Raw genomic sequence first — 23172 nt, forward strand, 5'->3', positions numbered from 1 at the left:
AGCCCTCACAGGCGGGGGGCACCGCCCTTGGCCCCGCCGCGTCGGGCTGGTCGAACGGACCGGCGGCGCGGCCCGCGGGCGCGGCCACCGGGACCGGCCCCGCAGTGGCCGCGGGAGCGCCTGGCGGCACTGCGGCCCCGGCCGCCGTTCTCCCCGACTGGGCCCGCGAGCCCCAGCGGCGCCGCACCATGATCCTGTGCGCCGCCTTCCTCCTCGTCATGCTCGCTATGTGGGCGCCCATCTGGGTGACATTGGTCGCATCGGTTCTCACGGTGCTCGCCGGCGCAGCGGGTCGCGGGGATGACGATCGGCGCTGGCGCCGCCTCCAACGGGGGAGCGCCACAGCGGGGGACACGGCGCGGATGTGGGCCTCGAGCCCCCTCTACCTGCTGCGCTCCCTCGGGGCGGCGCTACCGGCGATCCTCCTCGCCGGCGTCGTCGCAGGAGGCCTCTACCTCCTGCTTCGAGGGCCGATGGGCGCGGAGGTCGGCATGGATCCGTCGTTCCTGAAGGGCATGCACCTCCGTCACCGCAGAGCCCTTCTCATGGCGGGCTGCGAGCTCGTCTTCCTGCTTATCCTGTGGTTCGTCCCGTGGGGATCGGCCACTCGGCGCGGCGGCGCCAAGATCGTCTCCGCCTTCATGCCCAGCCAGCCGATCCGCGTGCTCTGGGCTGTTGTGCTCCTCGCCCTTGGCGTGGGCTGCCTCGTCCTGGAAGTGCTTCTGCGCCTCCCGCCCGGGACGCTCAGCCCCTTCCAGTAAGCGCGATGCCACCGGCGATCGCCGGAAGGGTGTGAGGCGGGCTCTGGAGCTGGAGGGGGGGATCGTCCGCCTCTGAACAGGTCGCAATCCGTCCTGCCCCTTCCTGACACGTGAATGTTCAACTATGGTCGGTGCGACCTGTCGCGCCGCTACCCACCAGATTCGGAGGAACCGAGCATGGCCTCGAATGACCCACGCCCGACCAAGGCTGAGCGCCGAGAGGCCGCTCGTGCCAAGGCGCAGGCCCTGCGCGAGGAGCAGGCCCGCAAGGCCCATCGCGCCACCATCACCCGCCGCGCCGCCATCGGGGTGGGTGGTGTCGCCGTCGTCGGTGGGATCGGCGGCCTGATCTGGAAGTCGAAGAGCACCGAGGGGGATGACGAGAACGGGCAGGAGAAGGCCCCGGACCTGAACACGGAGAAGGGCAGCCTCGTTCCCTCCTCGGTGGATCCCGAGAGCGGCGCGCTCACCTACGGCTCTGATCTCAAGGTCGGCACGTCCAACGAGGGCGCTCCAGTCCTCGATATCTACTTCGACTACTCCTGCCCGCACTGCGCCGAATTCGAGGCCCTCCACTCCGCGGAGATGAAGTCACTCGTCACCGATGGCAAGGTCACGCTGGTCCTCCATCCCGCGCATGTCCTGAAGCTCAAGTGGACGATCTGGGCCTACAACGCCATGGGCGTCGTCCTCGACAAGGAGCCTGACAAGGCCCTTGACCTCCACACCGCGCTGTTCTCCCGTTTCGAGCAGGCGGCGGCCAAGAGGGATGTGACCCTCCTGCAGAAGAAGGGCATCTGGGAGACGGCCTCGGGCGCGGGCCTGTCCTCGGACACCCAGGACGCCATCAAGGAAGCCGTCAAGTCCTCCAAGTACGACAAGTGGATCGATCTCTCCAACCAGGCCTTCCAGACGAATGGCAAGGAGAAGGGATTCAGTGGGACCCCCGCGGTTCTCTACAACGGGCAGCTGGTCGATCTGCAGCAGCTCCAGGCCGAGAACAGCCTCGCCGACTACGTCAGTGGCCAGCAGGGCGGCGCCGGGGCGCCGGCGGCGAGCCCGTCCGAGGCTCCCGCCACCACTCCGGCCCCCTGAGCGTCCCGCGATCGCCGGCGCATGTGCCACACTTGCGCCCGGGCCCGCACGACGGGCCCGCACCGCCGCGTTAGCTCAGTTGGTAGAGCAGCTGTCTTGTAAACAGCAGGTCGCCGGTTCGAGCCCGGCACGCGGCTCCAACGTCCGCGCCCGGCCCTCCCATGCCGGGCGCGCCCGCCGTCGGCCATCGCCGCCTCTTCTCGGCGGCGCGGCACACTGGTCCCATGGCCATCCACGACTCCGCTCTTCCCGGTCCTACCGGCGAGGCGCCCGCGCCGCCCCAGCCCTCCCCGCCCGCGCCGGCCCTCGATGAGCGGCAGGCCGCCGCCCTGCGAGCCGATCTCGAGGAATCCGGCTGGGGTATCGACGCCGTCACCGGCCTCATCGGGAGCGTCGCCGAGGCCGCCCTGCGCCGGGAGATCCGCCTGCCCGCCCTGCGCGCCGTCCGCGTCGCCCTGGAGGACGGGCGCGCGCCTGGCGCCGCCCCCGATCCAGTCGCCATCCTCACCGCGCTGTTCATGCTCGGCGAGCCCGTGACCGCGGGGGAGCTCGACGCCGTCCTCCCGCGCACCGGCGCTCGCGGCGCCACCCGGATCGGGCTCGTCGCCCTGGACGGGCGCGGGCAGGGCGGGGAGGAGGGCCGCGAGGCCGGAATCGATGACGCCGCCCTCGTGCGCGCCCTCGTGGACCTGCGCCCCCACGAGGCCCGCGACGACGCGGGTGAGGTCCGCTGGTGGGTGGCCTCCGACGTCGGCGAGCTCGTCTCCGGCGGATCGCTGGCCCCCGACCATGTCCTGGGCATCGGCGGCGCCGGCCTCACCCTGGCCGGGCTCACTCCGCGCGGGGCCGTGGGCGCCGCCCTCGACCTGGGCTGCGGCTGCGGAATCCAGACCCTCTACCTGGCCCGCCACGCCGAGCGCATCACCGCCACCGACATCTCCGAGCGGGCCCTCGCCTTCACCGCCTTCAACGCCGCGCTGGCGGGCGTCGCCCCCGAGCGCCTCGAGCTCCTCGCCGGGTCCTTCCTGGAGCCCCTCGGGCAGCGCCAGTACGACCTCATCGTCTCCAACCCGCCCTTCGTCATCACCCCGCCAGCCGTGCGCAAGGCAGGCCTGCCGCTCATGGAGTACCGCGACGCCGGCGGGCCCGTCCTGCCCCACCTCGTGCCCGGCCTCGCCGGTCGCCTCGCCGACGGCGGCACCCTCGTCATGCTCGGCAACTGGGAGCACGGGGCCGGCGCCGACTGGCGGGGAACCGTGGGGGAGTGGTTCCCCGACGACGTCGATGCCTGGGTCATCGAGCGCGACGCGCAGGACCCGGTCGAGTACGCCACCATGTGGCTGCGCGACGGCGGGCTCACCCCCGAGCGCGAGCGCGACGCCTTCGAGGCGGCCCTGGGGGCGTGGATCGGCGACTTCGAGGCGCGCGGCGTCGAGGCCATCGGCTTCGGCTACCTCCTCGCGCACCGGCCCTCGGCCGAGGGGGCGGGCGGCGCCAGCCGGAGGCCCTGGCGGGTCCTGGAGGAGGTGGGCACGAGCCCGTCGGGGGCCCTGGGGGCGCATGTCGCGGCGTCGATCGCCGTCCGCGATCAGCTGGCCCTCCTGGATGACAGCGCCGTCGCTGCGCTGATGCCGGTGGTGGCCGCCGATGTCACCGAGGAGCGCTACCTCGTGCCCGGGCAGGCCGATCCCAGCGTCATCCTGCTGCGCCAGGGCGGGGGACTGGGGCGCTCCGTCGAGGCGGGCACCGCCCTGGCCGCGCTCATCGGCGTGGCCGACGGCGAGCTGTCCATCGCCCAGATCGCGGGCGCCGTCGCCGCCCTCCTCGATGCCGAGGCCGCGGCGCTCACCGCCGAGCTCGTGGCCGACTGCCGCGATCTCGCCGCCTGGGGCATGCTCACGCTGACTCCCCCCGCCGCCCCCTGATCGAGACCGGGCGAACAGCACGGCGAAACCGGGCGAACAGCACGGCGAGATCGTGGGGCCACGCCGGATGGTGACGGCGCGATCCCGCAGGACGGTCAGGGGCGGAGGCTGGTCGGGCGCGCCGATATGGTGAGGCAATCCTCATCAACTGTTCTGACGTCTGGAGTGGAGTTCATGCCCAACCCCTGGGAGATCTACGACGCGCTCATCGATGACCTCCCCGATGACGCGCGGGTGACAGCCGTCCACCGCGGCCCGCAGTGGACGCGCGCCTTCAACGACCATGGCGGGTGCGGCGCCGCCTACACCATTGACGCGCGCTCGCGCCCGGCGCTCAGCGCCGATGCCCCTGTGGAGGGGCGCCCGCTCCGCGACGCCGCCTCGCTGGTGAAGTCGTGGAACCTGGCCGAGGCGAGTGTGGGCCTGGCCGTCATCAACTCCTGGTACTCCCGCCAGGAGATCGCCGTCGCCAATGGCTTCGAGCCCACGGGGGATGGGGTGGGCTGGCGCGAGGTGTTCGACCCCTACAACGATCGCTTCGCCGGAGGGCGCATCGGCGTGATCGGGCACTTCCCCTTCGCCCGGGGCGCGCTGACCCGCGCCGCGGAGGTCCTCATCCTGGAGCGCGACCCGCGCCCCGGCGACTACCCGGACACCGCCTGCGAGTACCTGCTGGCGGATTGCGACGCCGTCCTCATCTCGTCGTCGAGCCTGGTCAACAAGACGATGCCCCGCCTGATCGAGCTCGCGGCCGGCGGAGGGGCACATACTGTCCTCGTGGGGCCGTCGACGCCGATGCACCCCCTCTTCCTCGACCTCGGAGTCGACACGATCACCGGTTGGGTGGCGGATGATGGCCTGGAACCCGGCATACTCGACGCCCTGCCCGGTATCGGCCCCGGCCACCGCATGCACCTCCACCGCGCTCCCGCCTGACCGATACGGGTGGCCGATCCCAGGGGGCGTGAGGAACTGAGCCGGCTGGTGAGCGCGCGGACCGGAATCTCGCGGTGCTGTTCGCCCGGTTTCGCCGTGCTGTTCGCCCGGTCTCGCGGGCTAGGGGAGGCGCCAGTCGACGGGGGCGGTGCCCTGCTCGACCAGCAGCGCGTTGGCGCGCGAGAAGGGCCTCGAGCCGAAGAACCCCCGCGAGGCGCTCAGCGGCGAGGGGTGCGGCGAGGCGACGATCGGCGTCGAGCCCAGCATCGGCGTGAGCGACTGCGCGGGCCGCCCCCACAGGATCGCCACCAGCGGACCGCCGCGCTCCACCAGCGCCTCGATCGCCCGCTGCGTCACCCGCTCCCAGCCCCAGCCCTTGTGCGAGGCCGGCGAGCCCGGCTGGACAGTGAGAACCCTGTTGAGCAGCATGACCCCCTGGCGGGACCACGGGGTGAGGTCGCCGGAGGTCGGCCGGGGCACGCCGAGGTCGCTGACGAGCTCGGTGAAGATGTTCTCCAGGCTCCGGGGCGGGCGCACCCCCGGCGCGACGGAGAAGCTGAGCCCCATGGGGTGGCCCGGCGTCGGGTACGGGTCCTGCCCCACGATGAGCACGCGCACGTCCTCAAGCGGGTAGGTGAAGGCGCGCAGCACATCCGTGCCCGCGGGCAGGTAGCCGCGCCCCTCGGCGATCTCCTGGCGCAGGCGCGCGCCGATCTCATGGATCGTCGGCTCCACGGGCGCCAGCGCCCGCGCCCACGAGGGGTCGATGATCTGGTCGAGAGGCTGGGGCTCATGGGACTCGCTCATGCCCCGAGCGTAGAGCGTCCCCACCGCCAGTGAGGGGATGCTGAGGGACGATGAGGGGACATGGCCGAATCCCGCGTGGGAGGTCCCTCGCCCGGCCCGCGCCCGTGCTGCTTCGCGGCGATGGATCGGCGGCGAGAGATAGGCGCGTCCTCGTCGTGTCCGCTGCGCCGGGGGCGGTGGGCCGGTATTCTGCCCGCGTGAGCCACTACGACTACCCCGACGACGAGTTCGACGACGGCAGGGGCGATGGACCCGCGCCGATCGGCGTCCACCGTGCCGAGCCGTCCGCCTGGCGGAGCTGGGTATCCCTACTCGCTGTGCTCATCCTGGTCCCGATCCTCGCCTGGGGCGCCGTCAAGCTCCTGGGCCACTCCTCCAACAGCTCCAACAGCACCGCCGGCACGTCGACGGCGACCCCTGCCGGAACCGGTGCGCCCGCATCGCAGGGCGCCACCGATGGCGCCACCCCGAGCGATGGAGCGCCCGGCGCCTCCGCGACGCCGACGGGCGAGCCCGACATGTCCACCGGTATCACCCTCTACAACGGCACCTCCACCCAGGGCCTGGCCGGCCGCACTGGCGAGAAGCTGACGGCCGCCGGCTACACGCAGATCACCATCCCCCAGGGAACCTACTCGGAGACGAGTCCCGAGAAGACCACCGTGTACTACAAGTCGGCTGAGCACGCTGCCACGGCGCAGGCCGTCGTCGCGGCCCTCGGCGGCGGCGAGGCCGTGGAGGACGCGGGGCAGGCGCAGACCAACCCGATCGTCATCATCCTGCGCGAGGACTACCAGGAGACGGGTGGCGACGGCGCCGCCGCCACCTCCGCCGATGGCGCGGGCGGTAAGGCGACCGCCGAGACCGGCAATGGCGGGACCGGGAATGACCGCGTCGGCAACGGCGAGGCCAACAACCGCCGATGAGCGCCTGATGGGCGCCGAGCGCGCGCCCGATCCTGCTGGCCCGATCGGGGCGCCGCGCGATAGGGGCACGGGCTCCCTGCGCCGTCGTACCCTCATCGGCCTTCCTCTGCTCGCGGGCGGCGCCCTCGCCACCGCCACTGCTGCTCACTGGCTGACTGCCCGCCCCGAGCCCGTCCTCCTGAGCGGAGGAGTGGTGATCTGGACCGACGGCGTCATCATCCCCCTCCACCCCCGCACCGAGATCGAGTGCCTGCCGGGCACGCGCGTGCCCGCCTCCTCCGCCAACCCCCTGGGACCCGACGACGCCGAGCGCGCCGCTGCCCTGGAGGCGTACCAGCGACGGACCTCGGGCGCCCGGCTCCCGCAGAGGCGCTGGAAGGACCTGGCCGCCGATGCCCTCGCCGACCTCCTCGCCTTGACCGGCCCCGTGCTCGCGGCCCAGGAGTTCCCCGACCCCGACGGGCCCGCCCCCGAGGTGTTCGACGCGGGCGCCGTCGTCGCCGGTCCCGTGAGCGCCTGGCGCTACGTGTGGCCCCGCGACGCCTCCTTCGCCGCCGTCGCCCTCGACGCCGTGGGGCTGAGGGACGAGGCCCTCGCCATCCTCCGCCAGCTCGCCGCGCTGCAGCTTCCCGACGGCGGCTTCGAGGCGCGCTACAACGCCGCTGGCCAGGCGCCAGACAACCGCCCCCGCCAGGAGGATGGCGCGGGATGGTTCCTCTGGGCGCTCGGCCGCCTCGCCGCGGGGGAGGGCGCCGACCGCGCTGCACCAGGAGGGCCGGGCGGCTCCGCCTCGTCGGCGGATCTTGAGGACCTGGCCGCCCCCGCCGCGCGGGCCGCCGCGCGCCTCATGGCCCTCACCTCCACGCTCACCTACCTGCCCCCGGCCGGTGCCGACTACTGGGAGGTCCCCGAGAAGCGGACGACTCTCGGCCTGGCCGCGCCGGTCCTCCTGGGGCTGGAGGCCGCCCTCGCGCTCACGGACTCGCTGCCCGGTGGCGCGGCGCCGTCCCGGGAGGGCCTCGCTGATCGCGTGGCGCGGGTGCGTGGCGCGATGGAGCGGGTGTTCAACCCCGGCTGGGGCCGTCACGTGCGCGACGACGACGTCGACGCCGCGATCGCCCTCGTCGGCCCGCCCTTCACCCAGCAACTGGAGGGCAGCGCGCCGGTCCGCGCGGGAGCCCGCGCGCGCATGACCCGCGCCTCGGGAGGCGTGGCACCGGGCTCGGGCTGGCGTGACGACGGCGTCTCCTGGACCCCGGAGACAGCCCTCCTGGCATGGTCGGCCGCCGCCTTAGGGGAGCGCGGCGAGGCCGAGGAGCTCATGGCCTGGCTGGAGTCGCACCGCACCGCGGCTGGAGCGCTGCCGGAGAAGGTCGTCGCGGACGGGAGCCCTGCCGGTCCCGCGCCCCTGGCCTGGACCTGCGCGCTCGTCCTGCTGACAGCCGCCGAGCTCAGCGGCTGAGCGGCCCAAGGCGTCCGACCAGTCAGGAGCGGCCGCCCCTCGTCCGGCCCGTCCATGACTCATCGCTGGGCGCGCCCGGTTCGCCATCGGGAGAAGCCGGGGGCGCGGCGCGATAGGCGCCTTGCACTCGGGCACTGAGAGTGCCAGCATTGCCGTTAGCACTCGGAGCCTTCGAGTGACAATTGACCCGGCTGGGACGTGAGGGCCGGCGCTGGGCGTGACGTGAACGCCTGGAACCGATCCGTCCGTCGCGGGCGCGAACCGGCCACCCACCACGCAGTGGAGGAACACAATGCCCAAGATCATCGCTTTCGACGAGGAGGCCCGCCGCGGCATGGAGCGCGGCCTCAACGTCCTCGCCGACACCGTCAAGGTCACCCTCGGCCCCAAGGGCCGCAACGTCGTGCTCGACAAGAAGTGGGGCGCCCCCACGATCACCAACGACGGCGTGACCATCGCCAAGGAGATCGAGCTCGAGGACCCCTACGAGAAGATCGGCGCCGAGCTCGTCAAGGAGGTCGCCAAGAAGACCGACGACGTCGCCGGTGATGGCACCACCACCGCCACCGTGCTCGCCCAGGCGCTCGTGCGCGAGGGCCTGCGCAACGTCGCGGCCGGCGCCAACCCGATCGCCCTGCGCCGCGGCATCGACAAGGCCGTGGCCGCCGTCGTCGAGCGCCTGCTCGCCGACGCCAAGGACGTCGAGACCCAGGACGAGATCGCCGCCACCGCCTCGATCTCGGCCGCTGACCCCCAGATCGGCGCCTTCATCGCCGAGGCCCTGGAGAAGGTCGGCCACGAGGGCGTCATCACCGTCGAGGAGTCCAACACCTTCGGCCTCGAGCTCGAGGTCACCGAGGGCATGCGCTTCGACAAGGGCTTCATCTCCCCCTACTTCGTCACCGACGCCGACCGCCAGGAGGCCGTCCTCGAGGACGCCTACGTCCTGCTCGTCGAGTCCAAGATCTCCAACGTCAAGGACCTCCTGCCGCTGCTGGAGAAGGTCATGCAGGCCGGCAAGCCACTGGCGATCGTGGCCGAGGACGTCGAGGCCGAGGCCCTGGCCACCCTCGTCGTCAACCGCATCCGCGGCACCTTCAAGTCCGTGGCCGTCAAGGCCCCCGGCTTCGGCGACCGCCGCAAGGCGATGCTGCAGGACATGGCGATCCTCACCGGCGGCACCGTCATCTCCGAGACCGTCGGCCTCAAGCTGGAGAACGCCACCATCGAGGACCTGGGCCAGGCCCGCAAGGTCGTCGTCACCAAGGACGAGACCACGATCGTCGAGGGCGCCGGGGACAAGGAGGCCATCGAGGCCCGCGTCGCCCAGATCCGCGGCGAGATCGAGAAGTCCGATTCCGACTACGACCGCGAGAAGCTCTCCGAGCGCCTCGCCAAGCTGGCCGGCGGCGTCGCCGTCCTCAAGTCCGGCGCCGCCACCGAGGTGGAGCTCAAGGAGCGCAAGCACCGCATCGAGGACGCCGTGCGCAACGCCAAGGCCGCCGTCGAGGAGGGCATCGTCGCGGGTGGTGGCGTGGCCCTCATCCAGGCCGCCGCCGCGCTGGAGGGCCTCGAGCTCTCCGACGACGAGGCCACCGGCGCCGCGATCGTCAAGGTCGCCCTGGAGTCCCCGCTCAAGCAGATCGCCGTCAACGCCGGCTACGAGGGCGGCGTCGTCGTGGACCGCGTGCGCAACCTGCCCACCGGTGAGGGCCTCAACGCCGCCACTGGCGAGTACGTGAGCCTCCTCGCGGCCGGCATCGCCGACCCGGTCAAGGTCACCCGCTCCGCCCTGCAGAACGCCGCGTCCATCGCGGGCCTGTTCCTCACCACCGAGGCTGTTGTGGCGGACAAGCCCGAGCCCCCGGCCGCCCCGGCCGCCGGCGGCGACGAGATGGGCGGCATGTACTGATCCGCTAGCGATCAGCGCCTGTCGTCCGGGTGGCGGGCGCGAGCAGCGCCGGGCCCCGGACGATCATCCGGGTGGCGGGCCGTTCCACTGGACTCCAGTGGGGCGGCCCGCCGTCGCGCGCGGCGGCTCATTCGGGGACGAAGAGGGCCTGGTTGCCGGACTCGGCGCTGGAGTAGGAGTCCGCGGAGATGCCGAGGGCGGCGCGGAGCATGTCGAGGCTGTCCTGGACCCGCAGCTGGGTGAGGTGCCAGGAGGCCGCCGCCGAGCTCATGGACATGGAGGCGGTTCCGGACCAGGTGGTCTCCAGTGTGGCGATGTCGCTGTTCATGGCGTCGACCTCGGCCTGGATGGTGGAGATGCGAGTGGCGGTCCGGGTGGCGGTGTCGGAGACCGCCTGGGTGTCGACGGAGAAGACGGGCATGGTGGGGCCTTTCCTGCGTGGGTGGATGAGCGCCGGATGGCGCCGTCGATCCACGGTAGGCATGCGCGGGGGAGAGGCCGCCCCGTCCTCCACAGGCCGCTACGAGTGCCCTGCGCCCCGCCGCCTGTGGTGCCAGCGGCGAGTTCCCCCTCGGCGGCGAGATCGTCACTTTGATGCCGACTTCGTACCCTTACCCACAGAAGTCGACATGAAAGGTACGAAGTCGGCGGCAGGGGCGGGCGGGAGGGAACGCGGGAAGGGGCTCAGAGGTCCCCGGCGCCGTCGTCGACGACCTCGTCGAGGATCGGCATGAACTCGCCGGTGCGGGCCTCGCGGGCGATCTTGGCCTCCTCGGTCTTGAGGCGCAGGCGCTCGGCCATGCGCTCGCGCTCCGCCTGCGCCATCGCCTGGCGGTCTCGCGGCGCGGCCTCCTCCCCGGCGCGGCGAGAGGACAGGAGGCGGTCGATATCCTCCGCGCAGGTCTCCATCGAGGTGGCGTGCTCGTCGTGCTCGCGCTTCGGCTCAGCGGCGCGGGGGAATCCCCGCGAGGGCGTGTGCGGCGACGGCGAGGACGGCGCCGATGACGCGGAGCCCGACGATGCCGGGGCCACCGGTGGGATCGACGGGGGCAGGGCGGCGGGACGCGTCTGCGCGGCGGGCTGCGTGGAGACGGCAGCGGGCGCCCCCGCGGGCTCAGCGGGCCGGAGGGGCTCAGGGCCCGCCGTCGAGGACGCCGGAGCGCTCGACGGTTCGACGGCCACCTCAGCGGGTGGCGCGACGGCCCTTACCCCGCGTGAGGGACTGACGGGCGCAGCCGGGGCGGCGGACGGGACGGCGCCACCGGCGTCGGCGGCCTCGAGGCAGGCGAGATCCGCGCTCGGCAGGGAGTCGCCCGCGGCGATCTTCGCCAGTGCGCACTCGATCCGATTCTTCTCGGCCTCCAGGTTCTGCCTCGCGGGCAGTTCCCAGCGCTCCCCGAGCGGCGAGGAGAAGAGCCTGTCACGCCCCAGGAGGCGGGTGATGATCGCCAGGCGCGCCTCGTAGTAGCGCTCATCCGGGATATGGGCGTACTCCTCGCGGACGGCCATCCGGTACTTCTTGTACAACTGCGGCTCGACGGCGAGGGTCCCCAGGTCCGCGTCATTGAGGGCGCTGGCGTCCATGTCATTGGCGGGCAGCGTGTGGCTCTTGAGATTGAGGATGAGGGCGCAGACGCGGTCGACCGTGGCGTCGGGAACGCCCAGGGCGGACAGCTCCTTGGCGGCCTCGGCGGCGGAGGCGACCTCGTCCTCGCCGCCGTTGCGCTGGTAGGTCTCCTTGGTCTCGGCGGAGAACACGCAGCCGTGGTACCAGGCGGCGATGCGCATGACATCGGGGTAATGGGACTCGTCCGCGAGCTCGTCAACGCGGGCGAGCATGTCGATGACGTGCTTGAGGTTGTGGAAGCGGCGGTCCGGGGTGGACCAGCGCTCGATGAGCGCCTGGCCGGTCGCGCGGATCTGCTCCAGTTCGGCCGTCGTGCCCAGGGCCTTGAGGCTGCGCACGAAGGCGGGGAGCAGCCACTGCGGCGCGTCGTTGACGGCCATGCCATGCCTCCGATGCCTCAGGAGATAACAGAACAGTTTCCATCGTAGGGCTGCGGGGCGGGAAAGTCGAAGCGCGATCGTGTTCTACCGGCCACCTTGGGCAGTGCTCCCCATCGGGGTGGTTCCGAGGGCGACCCGGCGCCGGTCCCGGGGCCAGTCCGGGGCGCCTCACCTGCGACGACGGGCCGCGCTCAGCCCAGGACCTGGGCCGGTCCCGGGGTCTGCGCCCGCGACCGCGCTCACGCGATCCGGGGCCCACCGCTGGCCGTGGGCGCCTGGCCGGGCTGGGCCAGGGGGAGCTCGATGCGCACCGTGGCGCCGCCTCCCGGGGTGGGGGTGATGCCGATCGTCCCGTGATGGCGCTGGATGATCGCCGCGACGATCGACAGGCCCAGTCCCGAGCCGCCGGTCTCCCGGTTCCGGGAGGTGTCCGCCCGGTAGAAGCGCTGGAACACCTTGCTCGCGTCCTTGGGGGCGATGCCCGGCCCGTGGTCGCGCACCTCGATGATCACCGAGCGCTGGCCGATCGGGCCGAGCGCGATCTCCACCGGGGTCCCCGCGGGCGTATGGCGCACCACGTTGCCCAGGAGGTTCGTGATCACCTGGGCGAGCCGGTCCCGGTCCCCCATGACGATGAGCGGCTGGGGGTCCGCGGGGGCGCCGTCGAGCCGCAGCAGCGAGCAATCGCGCTCTGGGGCCAGGACCACCATGTCCGTGAGGGCGCCCGCGCACACGGCGGTGAGGTCCACCGGGGCAATGTCCATCTTGCGGCCCTCGTCCATGCGGGCCAGCTGGAGGAGGTCCTCCACGAGGCGGCCCATCCGGGTGGCCTCTGACTCGATGCGCCCCATGACCTCGCTCGTGCGGCCCGCGGGCACGCCGCCCATGCGGTAGAGCTCGCCGTAGCCCTGGATCGCCGACAGCGGCGTGCGAAGCTCATGGGAGGCGTCGGAGACGAACCGGGTCATGCGCTCCTGCGCTGTGACCTGCACCGAGAAGGCGTGCTCGTTCTGCTGGAGCATCGTGTTGAGCGCCTGCTGGAGCGAGCCCACCTCCGTCATCGGCGGCTCGGTCACCGGCACGCGGGCGGACAGGTCCCCCCTCGAGATACGGCCGGCCACGCCCTCGATCTGGCGCAGGGGGCCGAAGGAGCGATGGACGAGGTAGGTGGCCAGGCCCGCCCCGATGAGGACGACGACGACGTCCGCCACGGCGACGACGAGCCTGGTCTGCTCCACGGTCTCCTGCACATTGCGCAGTGGCAGCGCGATGGCGACGACGCCGGCGTAGTTGCCGTCCTGGTCCTTGATCTCCAGGGGCAGGACCCGCCAGTAGTGGCCCGCCAGCGAGGAGGCGACGGTGAAGGGGTTGCCGTCCCCCAACGACAGGTCCCCCAGTGACGGGATCCCGTACTCCGCCGTCGTCTTCTCGTTGACCATGCGGCCGATCTTGCCGCTGGAGTACTGGGCCTCCATGTAGTAGGTGGTGGGGGCCTGCGAGCTCTTGTCGTCCTGCTGGAGGTACTCCAGGCCCCGGTCGCCGATCGTCCGGGAGGTCACCTTGAGCTGGTCATCGACCTGTCCCATGAGATGGGTCTGCAGCAGCTGGGTGGTCACCAGGGAGGTGGCCAGGAGGCCGACGGTCAGCAGGCCCGTGGTGATGAGCGCCAGGCGCGTGCGCAGCGGCTGGGAGTGCCAGTAGCGCTTGGACTCGATGATGGGGTGGAATCGGCCCCGTCTCCGGGATGGGGGCATCACTCACCCTTGGGCTCGCGCAGCATGTAGCCCACGCCGCGCCGGGTCTGGATGAGCGGCACCACCGTGGTGCCGTCGAGGGCCTCGATCTGGTCCACCTTGCGGCGCAGGTAGGAGATGTAGGACTCCACGATCGCGGCGTCGCCGCTCCAGTCGTACTCCCAGACGTGATCGAGGATCTGCGTCTTGGAGACCACGCGCCCCGCGTTGATCATGAGGTAGCGCAGCAGCTTGAACTCGGTGGGGGACAGCTCGACCTCGACCCCCGCGCGGTGCACCTCGTGGGCGTCCTCGTCGAGGATGAGGTCGGCCACGCGCAGCGTTCCGTCATCGGCCTCGTCGACGGCGTGCGTGCGGCGCAGGATGGCGCGGATGCGGGCGACGACCTCCTCCAGGCCGAAGGGCTTGGTGACGTAGTCGTCCCCTCCCACCGTCAGGCCCTGGATCTTGTCATCCATGTCGTCGCGGGCGGTGAGGAAGAGGATCGGCGTGGCGATGTCCCGCTCCCGCACGCGCCTGGCCACCGTGAAGCCGTCCATGTCCGGGAGCATGACGTCCAGGACGATGAGGTCGGGATCATCGGATTCGATGGTGCGCAGTGCCTGGTTCCCGTCGGTGGCGGTGACGACGTCGAATCCCGCGAAGCGCAGGGAGGAGGCGAGCAGGTCGCGGATGTTCGGCTCGTCGTCGACAACGAGGAGCTTGGCCTCGGTGGATGCCTGAGGCGTGCCGGTGCGTGCGTCGAGATCCATGCGCCCATTGTCGCAGGGTTCCTGGGAGGTTCCTGAATGGGTGCTGGGGGGCGCTCGCGCGGCGGCGGGCCCGCCCGTCAGATGAACTGCAGCGGGTCGAACTCCTGCAGGGGGATGATCCGGATGCGCGGCAGCACCGAGGTGAAGGCGTCGACGTCGTACTCCAGATCGTGGATCTTCAGGCCCTTGGTCTCCAGGGCCGCCAGATGGGAGTTGAGGAACTCGCGGAAGCACAGGACGCCGACCTGCGCGCCGCCGTCGAGGAGCCGCTCGACCTGGGGGATGTAGTCGCCGTCGTGGCTGCCCAGGAGCACCTGGAGGCGCGCGGAGTCGTCCTCCTCGCGCTGGGCGGCGAGGCGCTCGGCCAAAGCGTCGAGGGTCCGCTGGATACCGGTGTCCACCACCTTCTCATCGACGGCGCCCGTGCCGGACAGGGGGATCGGGCGGTAGTCCATCGCCATGAGCGCCTGGATGAAGCCCATCGGCATGTGCCCGCTCGTGGCGTTGAGGAAGAACAGGCCGTGCGCGTCCTCTCCCTCCCCGTCCGACGCCGAGGCGTCCGACAGTGAGTCGCAGAAGGAGAGAACGCGGTCCCACCGGGGGCGCTCATCGGGCTCGGGGCGCCTGCCGAGGACGCTCATGCCGAGGGTGGCGTCGATGTTCTCGCCATCGATGAGGAGGTAGGTGGGGTTGCTCATGCGCCTATCGTAGCCGGGCGGCGCGGGGGCAAGCGCACTGAGATCGCACTGAGAGGAGGTCGGGGCGGCGGGATCCGATCCGCGGTCCAGTCCCGCGGATCGAATCCCGTCACCTTTCCCGACCGTTCTGCCAGGCGCGTCAGTACGAGGAGGCGTCCTCGTCAGCGGCGGGCTGGGCTGCTGGCTTGTTCTGCGCCTTGAGGGCCTCGAAGGCGGCGTTGACCGCGGCGTCGTCCCCGTTGGTGATCTGGGCGGGGGCGGCGCTCGCGGAGGGGAGCGCCGCGTTGCCGCCGGACTTGAGGGCGGCCAGGCGGGCCTCGGCCTCGATCTGGGAGTCGGAGGCCTCCAGCTCGGCGAACTGGGACTCCAGGGAGGAGTTCGCCAGCTCCATCTGGCCGGCGGCCTGCGCCTCGACGCGGCGCACCTGCTCCTCGTAGCGGGAGAGCTCGGAGGTGGGGTCCATGACGTTGATGGAGCTGATCGCGCCCTGGACCTTGACCTGGGCCTCGGCGGTCTTCTGGCGGGCGATGAGCTGGTCGCGGCGTGACTTGAGCTCGCCGAGCTTGACCTCCATCTGGTTCAGGCCAGTCTTGAGCTGCTCGACCACCTGGCGCTGGGAGGCGATCGTCGGCTCGGCCTCCTTGGCCTCCTTCTCGGCCGTGATCTGCTTGGTGATGGCCACCTTGGCCAGCGAGTCCCACTTGTCGGCGCCGGCGGCGTCCCCGGCGGCGCGCATCTCGTCGGCCTTGCGGGAGGCGGCCAGGGCCTTGGCGCCCCAGTCCTTGGCCTCGGCGACGTCGGCCTCGTAGTCCTTCTCGGTCATGCGCAGGTTGCCGATCGTCTGGGCGACGGCCTGCTTGGCCTCGGCGATGGAGTTCGTGTAGTCGCGCACGAGCTGGTTGAGCATCTTCTCCGGGTCCTCGGCGCGGTCGAGGAGGGCGTTGATGTTGGCGCGGGTCAACTGGCCGATACGGCCCAGGATCGACTGCTTCTCAGCCATAGTGGGGTTCCCTTCGAGTGGTGGTTGAGGTGATGGGTTGAACAGGTGTGTGGGTCAGAAGTCTCCGCCGGAGCCGCCGAAATCGCCGCCCCCGAAGTCCCCGCCGAATCCTCCGAAGCCGCCTCCGGAGTCACCGCCTCCCCAGCCGCCGAAGTGGTGGGGGCGGTCGTTGTCGAGCATGCCGCCCATGAGGATCCCGCCGAGCACGAGCGAGCCGAGGTCGAGGCCACTGCCGCTGCGGCCATAGCGGCCATACCGCGCGGAGTAGTTGGAGCCATCGCCCCAGGCGTTGCCGGCGTTGCGCACGTCGGCCTCCGCCAGGGCCTGCGCCTGCGCGACCAGTGGCTCGCCAGCGGCGACCTCGGCCAGGGCGGCCTGGGGGTCCGTGGGCTGCGTGGTGGTGGCCGCCGAGGCGTGGCGGCTGGCCTCGGACAGGGCGGTGCGGGCCGAGGAGCCCACGGCGCCGCGGTGGGTGGTGATGTAGGTGGTCACGGACTGGATCTGCGAGTTGAGGCGGGACAGGCGCGAGCCCAGTTGGCTGCGGGCGCGCGAGTCGTTCTCCTCCTTGGCGCGCGCCGGGGCGAGGGCGGCGTCGATCGCCGTCTCGGCCCGGCTGAGGTGGTCCAGGGCGGCCAAGGGATCGCCTGCCACCTGGCCGGCGGCGGCAGGGGCCGACGGGTCCGTGCTGGCCCGCCCGGAGGCGGCGCGGCCCTCGGCGATGGCGGCCTCGGCGTCGGCCACGAGGGGGGCGAGGGTGGCGCCTGGCACCTGGTCGGCCAGGCGCTTGGCGTCCACGAGGTCGGAGGAGATGGAGGCGATCGCCGCCGCGAGATCTGCCTGGGCGGTGCTCAGGCGCTCGTTGGCGCTGGTCACCTGCGCGGCGAGGGTGCCGGCCTGGGCGATCGAGCCCTGGGCGATGCGCACCTGCTCGACGGCGGTGGACTGCTGACCGGCGTCGGCGCTGGCCTTGGCCTGCTCCAGGGCTGTGCGGCCCGCGGCCAGCAGCCGCTCCGCGCGGTCGGGCGCCTCGGAGACCGAGGTGAGGGCCGAGGCGGGGTAGGTGGCGCGCAGGGTCACCAGGAGCGTCTTGGCCATGGTGATCGCCTGCTCGGTCTCGTCGGCGCGCTGGGCGGTCTCCGACATGGAGGTCGGCAGGGCCGACTCGATGCCGCGCCGCTCCTCGAAGAGCTGCTTCTGCGCCTGGATCGTCCCCATGGCCTGCTGGCAGTGGTCGAGGATCTCCCCGTACATCTGGCGCTGCTGCGGCTCGGTCTCGGGGATGTCGTCGTCGAGGATCTTGCGCAGCTCGAAGCAGCGGCTCAGGTGGGCCTTGGCCTGGTTCAGCGCCTCGGTGAAGGAGTCGGTCGCGGACAGCCCGAACTGCGCCTGGGCGTAGGACAGCTCCTCGTCGGCCGAGCGAACAGCGTCATCGGCGGTGACGAGGGCGGCGCCCGCCTGGGTGATGAGCTGGTCGAGGGGCACCGGGCCGACCTGCTCGGGCGTCTTCTTCTTCTTCCGGTTCCAGAACACGGTGTCCTCCTGGGTGGATGAATCGCCGGACTTGCGGCGGCGCGAGATCGCGTAAGCGGCAGCGCCCGCGGCAGCCGCGCCCCCGCCAGCGACCAGCAGGAGACCCGTGGTCGATCCGCCCGACGAGTCGCTGTCCCCGCTCTTGCTCCTGCTGCTGCCCTTGGCCGTGGCCAGCAGGTCCGGCAGCGCGGCGACGGCGCCGTCGAAGTCGCGCGAGCGCATGTAGGAGCCGATGTCGCTGCCCAACTGGCTGCGTTTCGACGACGGGATGGCGCTGCCCGTTGCCAGGTAGTAGGAGTTGGAGCCCGAGGCTGGCATGTTGATGACGAGCAGGACGTCCGAGGCACCCATGCCCTTGACGCTCCACTCCTTCTTCGCCAGGGCCTCGGCCTTGCTGGAGTCGTCAGTGGCCGTGAGGATCGACAGGGTGATCCCGTCCTTCGAGGCCTTCTCGACGGCGGAGGCAGCGGCCGCGTCATCGAGGATATTCGCGCCGTCGACGACGCGGGCGGCGGCGCCTGTGGCGGGCGTGCTCGACGCCGGAGCCGCTGCCAGCGCGGCGGGACCGCTGGCGGCCGAGGGGGCCTGGGCGGCGGCGGTGGGCGCGATGAGTGCTCCCGCGCCCAGGACGAGGAGGATCGGGATGGCCAGGCGCGGCGCGTCACAGGGACGGCGCGAGGAACGGGCTGTCGATAGCATCAAAGCCCATCGTCGCCGTCGGAGTGCGCCTGGGGCAACTCATTTCGCCCACGCCTGAGCGATCAGGTCACAGGTCGTCGGCCTCGATGATCTCGTAGGCGTAGCCCTGCTCGGCGAGGAACCGCTGGCGGTGGGCCGCGAACTCCTGGTCCTTCGTGTCGCGCGCGACCACTGTGTAGAAGTGCGCCTGGCGGCCGTCGGACTTGGGGCGCATGATCCGCCCCAGGCGCTGCGCCTCCTCCTGCCGGGAGCCGAAGGAGCCGCTGACCTGTACCGCCACCGAGGCGCCGGGCAGGTCGATGGAGAAGTTCGCGACCTTGGAGACCACGAGCACGGGCACCTGGCCGGCCCGGAAGTCGTCGTAGAGGCGCTGGCGCTGGCGCACCGTCGTCGCCCCCGTGATGACCGGCGCGCCCAAGTGCTCGGCCAGATCCTCGAGCTGATCGACGTAGGAGCCGATGACGAGCGCCTCCTCGCCGGGGTGGCGGGCGAGGATCTTCTCGACCACCGGCAGTTTGCGCGGGCTCGTGGCCGCCAGGCGGTAGCGGTCCTCCGCCTCCGCCGTCGCGTAGGCCATCCGCTCGCCGGCGTCGAGGGTGAGGCGGACCTCCGTGCACACGGCGGGCGCGATCCAGCCCTGGTTCTCCAGGTCCTTCCAGGGGGCGTCGTAGCGCTTGGGGCCGATAAGGCTGAAGACCTCGTCCTCCCGGCCGTCCTCGCGCACGAGCGTGGCCGTCAGGCCCAGGCGGCGGCGCGCCTGGAGGTCGGCCGTCATGCGGAACACGGGGGCGGGAAGGAGGTGGACCTCGTCGTAGACGATGAGTCCCCAGTCGCGCGCGTCGAGCAGGTCGAGGTGCGGGTAGACGCCCTTCCTCTTCATTGTGAGCACCTGGTAGGTGGCGATGGTGACGGGGCGGATCTCCTTGCGCGACCCCGAGTACTCGCCGATCTCGTCGTCGGTGAGAGAGGTGAAGCGGATGAGCTCCTCCTTCCACTGTCGCGCCGAGACCGCGTTGGTCACGAGGATGAGCGTGGTGGTGGACGAGCGCGCCATCGAGGCGGCCCCCACGAGTGTCTTGCCCGCCCCGCAGGGCAGGACGACGACGCCGGAGCCGCCGGCCCAGAAGGCGTCGACCGCCTGGCGCTGGTAGGGGCGCAGCGCGAAGGCCCCCGGGGCGCCGGCGGCCGCTGCCGCCGGGTCCTCGGCCAGGGCGATGGGGTGGGCCTCTCCGTCGACGTAGCCCGCCAGGTCCTCCGCCGGCCAGCCCAGTTTGATGAGCGCCTGCTTGAGGCGGCCCCGCTCGGAGGGATGGATGACGACGTCGGTGTCCCCCAGGCGCTCCCCGAGCATCCCCGCGGTGCGCTTGGAGCGCATGACCTCCTCCAGGACCGGCCGGTCGGCGGCGTGGAGGACGAGCCCGTGCGCGGGGTCCGCGACGAGCTGGAGGCGGCCGTAGCGGCCCATCGTCTCGGCGATCTCGGTGAGCAGGGCGTGGGGGACCGGGAAGCGGGAGTAGGTGACGAGCACGTGGACGACCGTCTCCGCGTCCATGCCCGCGGCCCGCGCGTTCCACAGGGCCAGGGGCGTGATCCGGTAGGTGTGGATGTGCTCGGGGGCTCGCTCCAGCTCGGCGAAGGGAGCGATGGCCCGGCGGGCGTCATCGGCGGCGGGGTGGGCGGCCTCGAGCAGGACCGTCCGGTCGCTCTGGACGATGAGCGGGCCGTCGGGGGGAGCGGGGGCAGACGAGCCGGGCGTGGTGGGCATAGGGGTGAGTATCGCGCTCCTGGGAGGTGAAGGGGTACGTGCTCTCGCCCATGCCGACGGAGGCGGGCCCCTATTCGCCGTGCTGTCGGGAGATGAATCCGACCATGCCCGGGACCGTGAAGGCGACGATGCCGTGGTCGGGCGCGTACACGATGCCCTTGCGGATGAGGGACCTGCGTACCATGCTCTGGCTCTGAATGGTCCGTTTCAGCCGATTGGCGACCTCGCCGCTGCCGATGCCCTCCTCGCCTTCGGGGCACATGGCCCGCAGGTAGCCTTTCTCCTTCTGGGTTGTGCGGTCCCAGCGGGCGCGGAAGAACCCATTGTCGAGTTGTCCGAGACCTGAGATGACTCCGAGTTCAGCCGCTCGCCTGTCGATGCGCTCTCCAAGTGCCGCGTTCCACGCCTCCTGTCCGAACTGCTGGATGAAGTACGGATATCGCCCGGAGCATTCCACGACATGCGAGAGGGCCTCATCGTCCCACGCCACGCCCTCCGCCTTCGCGGGGTCGGCGAGCGCGGCGGCAGCACTATCCGAGTCGAGTCGCTCGACCTCGACGAACCGGAATCTCTCGGAATAGGACTTCGCCTCTGAGAGGGTCTGCGGGAGACTGGGAAGCCCAGTGAGCGCGAAGAGCACCGGCCAGGTGTCCTGGGCCGCGGCGTGGGAGACGGCGACCAACGTGGTGAGATCCTCGGTAGAGAGGTCCTGTGCCTCGTCGATGAGGAGCGCGAGCCCTTTGCCCTCCTCGGCTGCTGCGAGCGAGACGTCCTTAAGGATCTTCTTGAGATCTGTCTCGAGTACTCCCGAGTCGGCGCCGCCGCCGCTCTCTCCGCTCAGGTCGAGACCGAAGGACCATGAGCCTGTCTGGTCATAGGAGGCTTTGAAGGAGAGTGCTGTCTTCAGGGCGCGCAGCAGGCGCTTGCCGGCTGAGGGCCGCGCGAGGTCGCTCAGGGGGCCGTACAGCCCTTCGCCCACCATCTCGCGAAGGGATCTTCCGGTCCCGGCCTCGATCTGGACCGTGATCCACTCGCGCCCGTCCGCATCGTGGCGCAGGCGAGTGAGGAGGACAGTCTTCCCCACTCCTCGTAGTCCATAGAGCACGAGCGGCGGGTCCGTCCTCTCGCGCTCTGCCCGACGCAGCATGGTGTCCCAGGTCTTGATGACATCATCGCGTCCGACGAGCGCGGCGGGGCGGCGGCCCGCTCCGGGGACGTAGGGGTTGAGCACGGGGTCCATGGCACCATCCGATCTACAGATCTATGCGTGAGTATAGTGGTTTTGTATATCCATGTATATGTCTGCAGAAGTGGTTGGCGTGGGGGTGAGTGGCGCGGGGCGGTACCGTTGGTGGGATGAGGTACCGTTGGTGGGATGAGCAGTGAGGACACGCCGCGGCGCTTGGCGGGCGCACCAGGGCCGGCAACAGTGGACGACCTGGCCGCGAGCCTCACCGGCCTGCCCGATCGCGAGATCGCCGCACTCCTCCTCGCCCGCCCCGACCTCCTCGCCCCGCCGTCGCCCTCCTTCACCGCGCTCGCGGCCCGCGCCGCTGGGCGCACGAGCACCGATCTCGCGCTCGCCGGGCTCGACGCCGCCGCCATCGCCGTCGCCGAGGGCCTGGTCTCCCTCGCCGCCGAGCAGTCCGCCCCGGCCGGCTCCACCACCTCCGCCAGCACCGCCAGCGCTGCCAGCACCGATGACACCGCCGCCCTCCTCGCCGACCGCCTCTCCCTGCCGATCGAGACCGTCGCCGACCGCCTCTCCCAGCTCTCCCGCCTCGCCCTGACGATCTCGGGCCGCCCCTCGCCCGGCCTCGCCGAGGCCCTCGCCCCCGACGCCGCGGCCTGGCCCCCGCCCGCCGAGGCGCTCACCGGCCCCAGCCCGGATTCCCTCACCACGATCGCGCCCGCGACCATCGCCGCCGAGTCCGCCCAGCACGCCGAGGAGGCCGTCCGCCTCGTCACCGCTCTGGCGCGCGAATGGCTGCGCGAGCCCGGCCCCCTCCTGCGCACCGGCGGAGTCGGCGTGCGCCCCCTGGCCCGCACCGCCGAGGCCCTCGGCCTGGCCCCCGCCCAGGCGGCCACCATCATCGAGATCGCCGCAGCCGCGGGCCTCCTCGGCCTCGACGACGACGGCGCCGCCTGGCTCCCCGCCGCGCCCGCCCTCGCCTGGCTCTCCCACGACGACGCCCCGCCCCTCCCCGAGCGCTGGGCCGCCCTGGCCACCGCCTGGGCATCGAGCGCCCGCACCCCCTGGCTGGTCGGCAGCCGCACCGAGGACGGCGCTCTGAGGGCCGTGCTCGGTGACGCCGCCGAGGCCCCCTGGGCCCGCTCGCTCCGGCGCCGCCTCCTCGCGCTCCTCGCCTCCCTGCCCGACGGCGCCTCCGTCACCCCCGGCTTCGCGCGCGCGACTCTCATCGCCGCTCGGCCCCGCCGTGCCATCCCCGACGGCGCCATCACCGCGATCCTCTCCGAGGCCGAGCTCCTGGGGATCACCGGCGGCGGGGCTCTCTCGCGCGCGGGCCGCGCCCTCGCCGAGCACGCGCTCGGGGCGCCCGACGGCGCTGAGGCGGACCCCGCCTCGCTGGCCGCCCTGGAGGATGCCCTGGCCGCCGACCTGCCCGAGCCGGTAGCCATGCTCCTCGTCCAGTCCGACCTCACCGCGATCGTCCCGGGCCGCCCCGTCGCGCCTCTCGCCGCCCTGCTCGAGCGCAGTGCCGTCGTCGAATCGCGCGGCGGCGCCCTCACCCTGCGCTTCACGCCCGACTCGGTGCGAGGCGCCCTTGACGCGGGGCTCGGCGCGGAGGAGATCCTCGACGCGCTCGGCGCCTACAGCCCCACCCCGCTGCCGGGGGCACTGGCCGCCCTCGTCGAGGACGCCGCCCGCCGCCACGGGGCGGTGCGCGTGCGCCCCGTCGCGGCGATCCTGCGCGTCCCCGATCCCGCCACCGCCGCCGGCCTCCTCGCCGAGTCCCGGCTGGCGGGACTCGGCCTCGACGAGGCCGCCCCCGGCATCCTCACCGCGACCGCCAGCGCGGGGCAGGTCCTGCGCGAGCTGCGGGCCACCGGGCTGGCGCCCGTCATGGAGGACGGGCAGGGCCGCCTCGTCCTCGACGGCGCCGCGGGCGGCCCGGGTGGCG

Annotated in this window: 17 protein-coding genes, 1 tRNA gene and 1 pseudogene; 9 read left to right on the forward strand and 10 right to left on the reverse strand. The window is 72.1% G+C overall.

Annotated features, from left to right (window positions below):
- The 5 genes and pseudogenes from A1QA_RS13780 to A1QA_RS0106205 form a co-directional block, all read left to right on the forward strand.
- Positions 1-761 (forward strand): annotated as a pseudogene (locus tag A1QA_RS13780) (serine/threonine protein kinase); the annotation flags it as partial.
- A 177-nt stretch (positions 762-938) separates the two neighbouring features.
- A complete protein-coding gene (locus A1QA_RS13785) occupies positions 939-1856 on the forward strand; it encodes a DsbA family protein (RefSeq protein WP_017178051.1) in 918 nt (305 codons plus the stop codon).
- Between the two features lie 64 nt (positions 1857-1920).
- A tRNA-Thr gene (locus A1QA_RS0106195) sits at positions 1921-1996 on the forward strand.
- Positions 1997-2080: 84 nt separating this feature from the next.
- Positions 2081-3781 (forward strand): DUF7059 domain-containing protein, encoded by a 1701-nt coding sequence (locus tag A1QA_RS0106200; protein ID WP_154652251.1) that lies wholly within the window; start codon positions 2081-2083, stop codon positions 3779-3781.
- A gap of 174 nt (positions 3782-3955) precedes the next feature.
- Positions 3956-4717 carry a Rossmann-like domain-containing protein gene (locus A1QA_RS0106205; protein ID WP_017178053.1) on the forward strand — a complete coding sequence of 254 codons (762 nt, stop codon included), beginning with the start codon at positions 3956-3958 and terminating at the stop codon, positions 4715-4717.
- A 120-nt stretch (positions 4718-4837) separates the two neighbouring features.
- Here the strand turns inward: A1QA_RS0106205 and A1QA_RS0106210 are convergent, their stop codons facing one another.
- Positions 4838-5524 (reverse strand): uracil-DNA glycosylase, encoded by a 687-nt coding sequence (locus tag A1QA_RS0106210; RefSeq protein WP_017178054.1) that lies wholly within the window; start codon positions 5522-5524, stop codon positions 4838-4840.
- Positions 5525-5721: 197 nt separating this feature from the next.
- On the opposite strand from A1QA_RS0106210, the gene A1QA_RS13790 reads away from it, so the two are divergent.
- From A1QA_RS13790 to groL, 3 genes are all read left to right on the forward strand, one after another.
- A complete protein-coding gene (locus A1QA_RS13790; RefSeq protein WP_017178055.1) occupies positions 5722-6450 on the forward strand; it encodes a LytR C-terminal domain-containing protein in 729 nt (242 codons plus the stop codon).
- Between the two features lie 7 nt (positions 6451-6457).
- Positions 6458-7912, forward strand: a complete 1455-nt coding sequence (locus A1QA_RS0106220) for a glycoside hydrolase family 15 protein (protein WP_017178056.1) — start codon at positions 6458-6460, stop codon at positions 7910-7912.
- Positions 7913-8204: 292 nt separating this feature from the next.
- A complete protein-coding gene (groL, locus tag A1QA_RS0106225) occupies positions 8205-9824 on the forward strand; it encodes a chaperonin GroEL (RefSeq protein ID WP_017178057.1) in 1620 nt (539 codons plus the stop codon).
- Positions 9825-9951: 127 nt separating this feature from the next.
- Here groL and A1QA_RS0106230 read toward each other — a convergent pair whose 3' ends face one another.
- From A1QA_RS0106230 to A1QA_RS0106270, 9 genes are all read right to left on the reverse strand, one after another.
- Positions 9952-10245 carry a WXG100 family type VII secretion target gene (locus A1QA_RS0106230; RefSeq protein WP_017178058.1) on the reverse strand — a complete coding sequence of 98 codons (294 nt, stop codon included), beginning with the start codon at positions 10243-10245 and terminating at the stop codon, positions 9952-9954.
- 263 nt (positions 10246-10508) lie between these two features.
- Complete coding sequence (locus A1QA_RS0106235; protein WP_017178059.1) at positions 10509-11831, reverse strand: HD domain-containing protein; 1323 nt, start codon at positions 11829-11831, stop codon at positions 10509-10511.
- Positions 11832-12070: 239 nt separating this feature from the next.
- The gene (locus A1QA_RS0106240) at positions 12071-13585 is read right to left on the reverse strand and encodes a sensor histidine kinase (protein ID WP_017178060.1); all 1515 of its coding nucleotides are present in this window, start codon (positions 13583-13585) and stop codon (positions 12071-12073) included.
- Positions 13585-14337 (reverse strand): response regulator transcription factor, encoded by a 753-nt coding sequence (locus A1QA_RS0106245; protein ID WP_017178061.1) that lies wholly within the window; start codon positions 14335-14337, stop codon positions 13585-13587. The genes A1QA_RS0106240 and A1QA_RS0106245 overlap by 1 nt, the downstream gene beginning before the upstream one ends.
- A gap of 77 nt (positions 14338-14414) precedes the next feature.
- Positions 14415-15035 (reverse strand): NYN domain-containing protein, encoded by a 621-nt coding sequence (locus A1QA_RS0106250; protein ID WP_017178062.1) that lies wholly within the window; start codon positions 15033-15035, stop codon positions 14415-14417.
- A 139-nt stretch (positions 15036-15174) separates the two neighbouring features.
- On the reverse strand, positions 15175-16035 hold the full coding sequence (locus A1QA_RS13795) for a PspA/IM30 family protein (RefSeq protein WP_017178063.1): 861 nt from the start codon (positions 16033-16035) through the stop codon (positions 15175-15177).
- A 54-nt stretch (positions 16036-16089) separates the two neighbouring features.
- Positions 16090-18264 carry a coiled-coil domain-containing protein gene (locus A1QA_RS16495; protein WP_017178064.1) on the reverse strand — a complete coding sequence of 725 codons (2175 nt, stop codon included), beginning with the start codon at positions 18262-18264 and terminating at the stop codon, positions 16090-16092.
- 67 nt (positions 18265-18331) lie between these two features.
- Positions 18332-20029: a DNA repair helicase XPB gene (locus tag A1QA_RS0106265; protein ID WP_017178065.1), complete on the reverse strand. Its 1698-nt coding sequence runs from the start codon at positions 20027-20029 to the stop codon at positions 18332-18334.
- Positions 20030-20099: 70 nt separating this feature from the next.
- Positions 20100-21269, reverse strand: a complete 1170-nt coding sequence (locus tag A1QA_RS0106270; protein WP_017178066.1) for an ATP-binding protein — start codon at positions 21267-21269, stop codon at positions 20100-20102.
- A gap of 135 nt (positions 21270-21404) precedes the next feature.
- Between A1QA_RS0106270 and A1QA_RS13805 the strand changes: the two genes are divergently transcribed.
- Positions 21405-23172, forward strand: a 1768-nt coding sequence (locus A1QA_RS13805; RefSeq protein ID WP_082181139.1) for a helicase-associated domain-containing protein, incomplete at its 3' end; no start/stop codon positions are given.

The organism is Actinomyces timonensis DSM 23838 (assembly GCF_000295095.1).
GTDB classification, from domain to species: Bacteria; Actinomycetota; Actinomycetes; order Actinomycetales; family Actinomycetaceae; genus Actinomyces; species Actinomyces timonensis.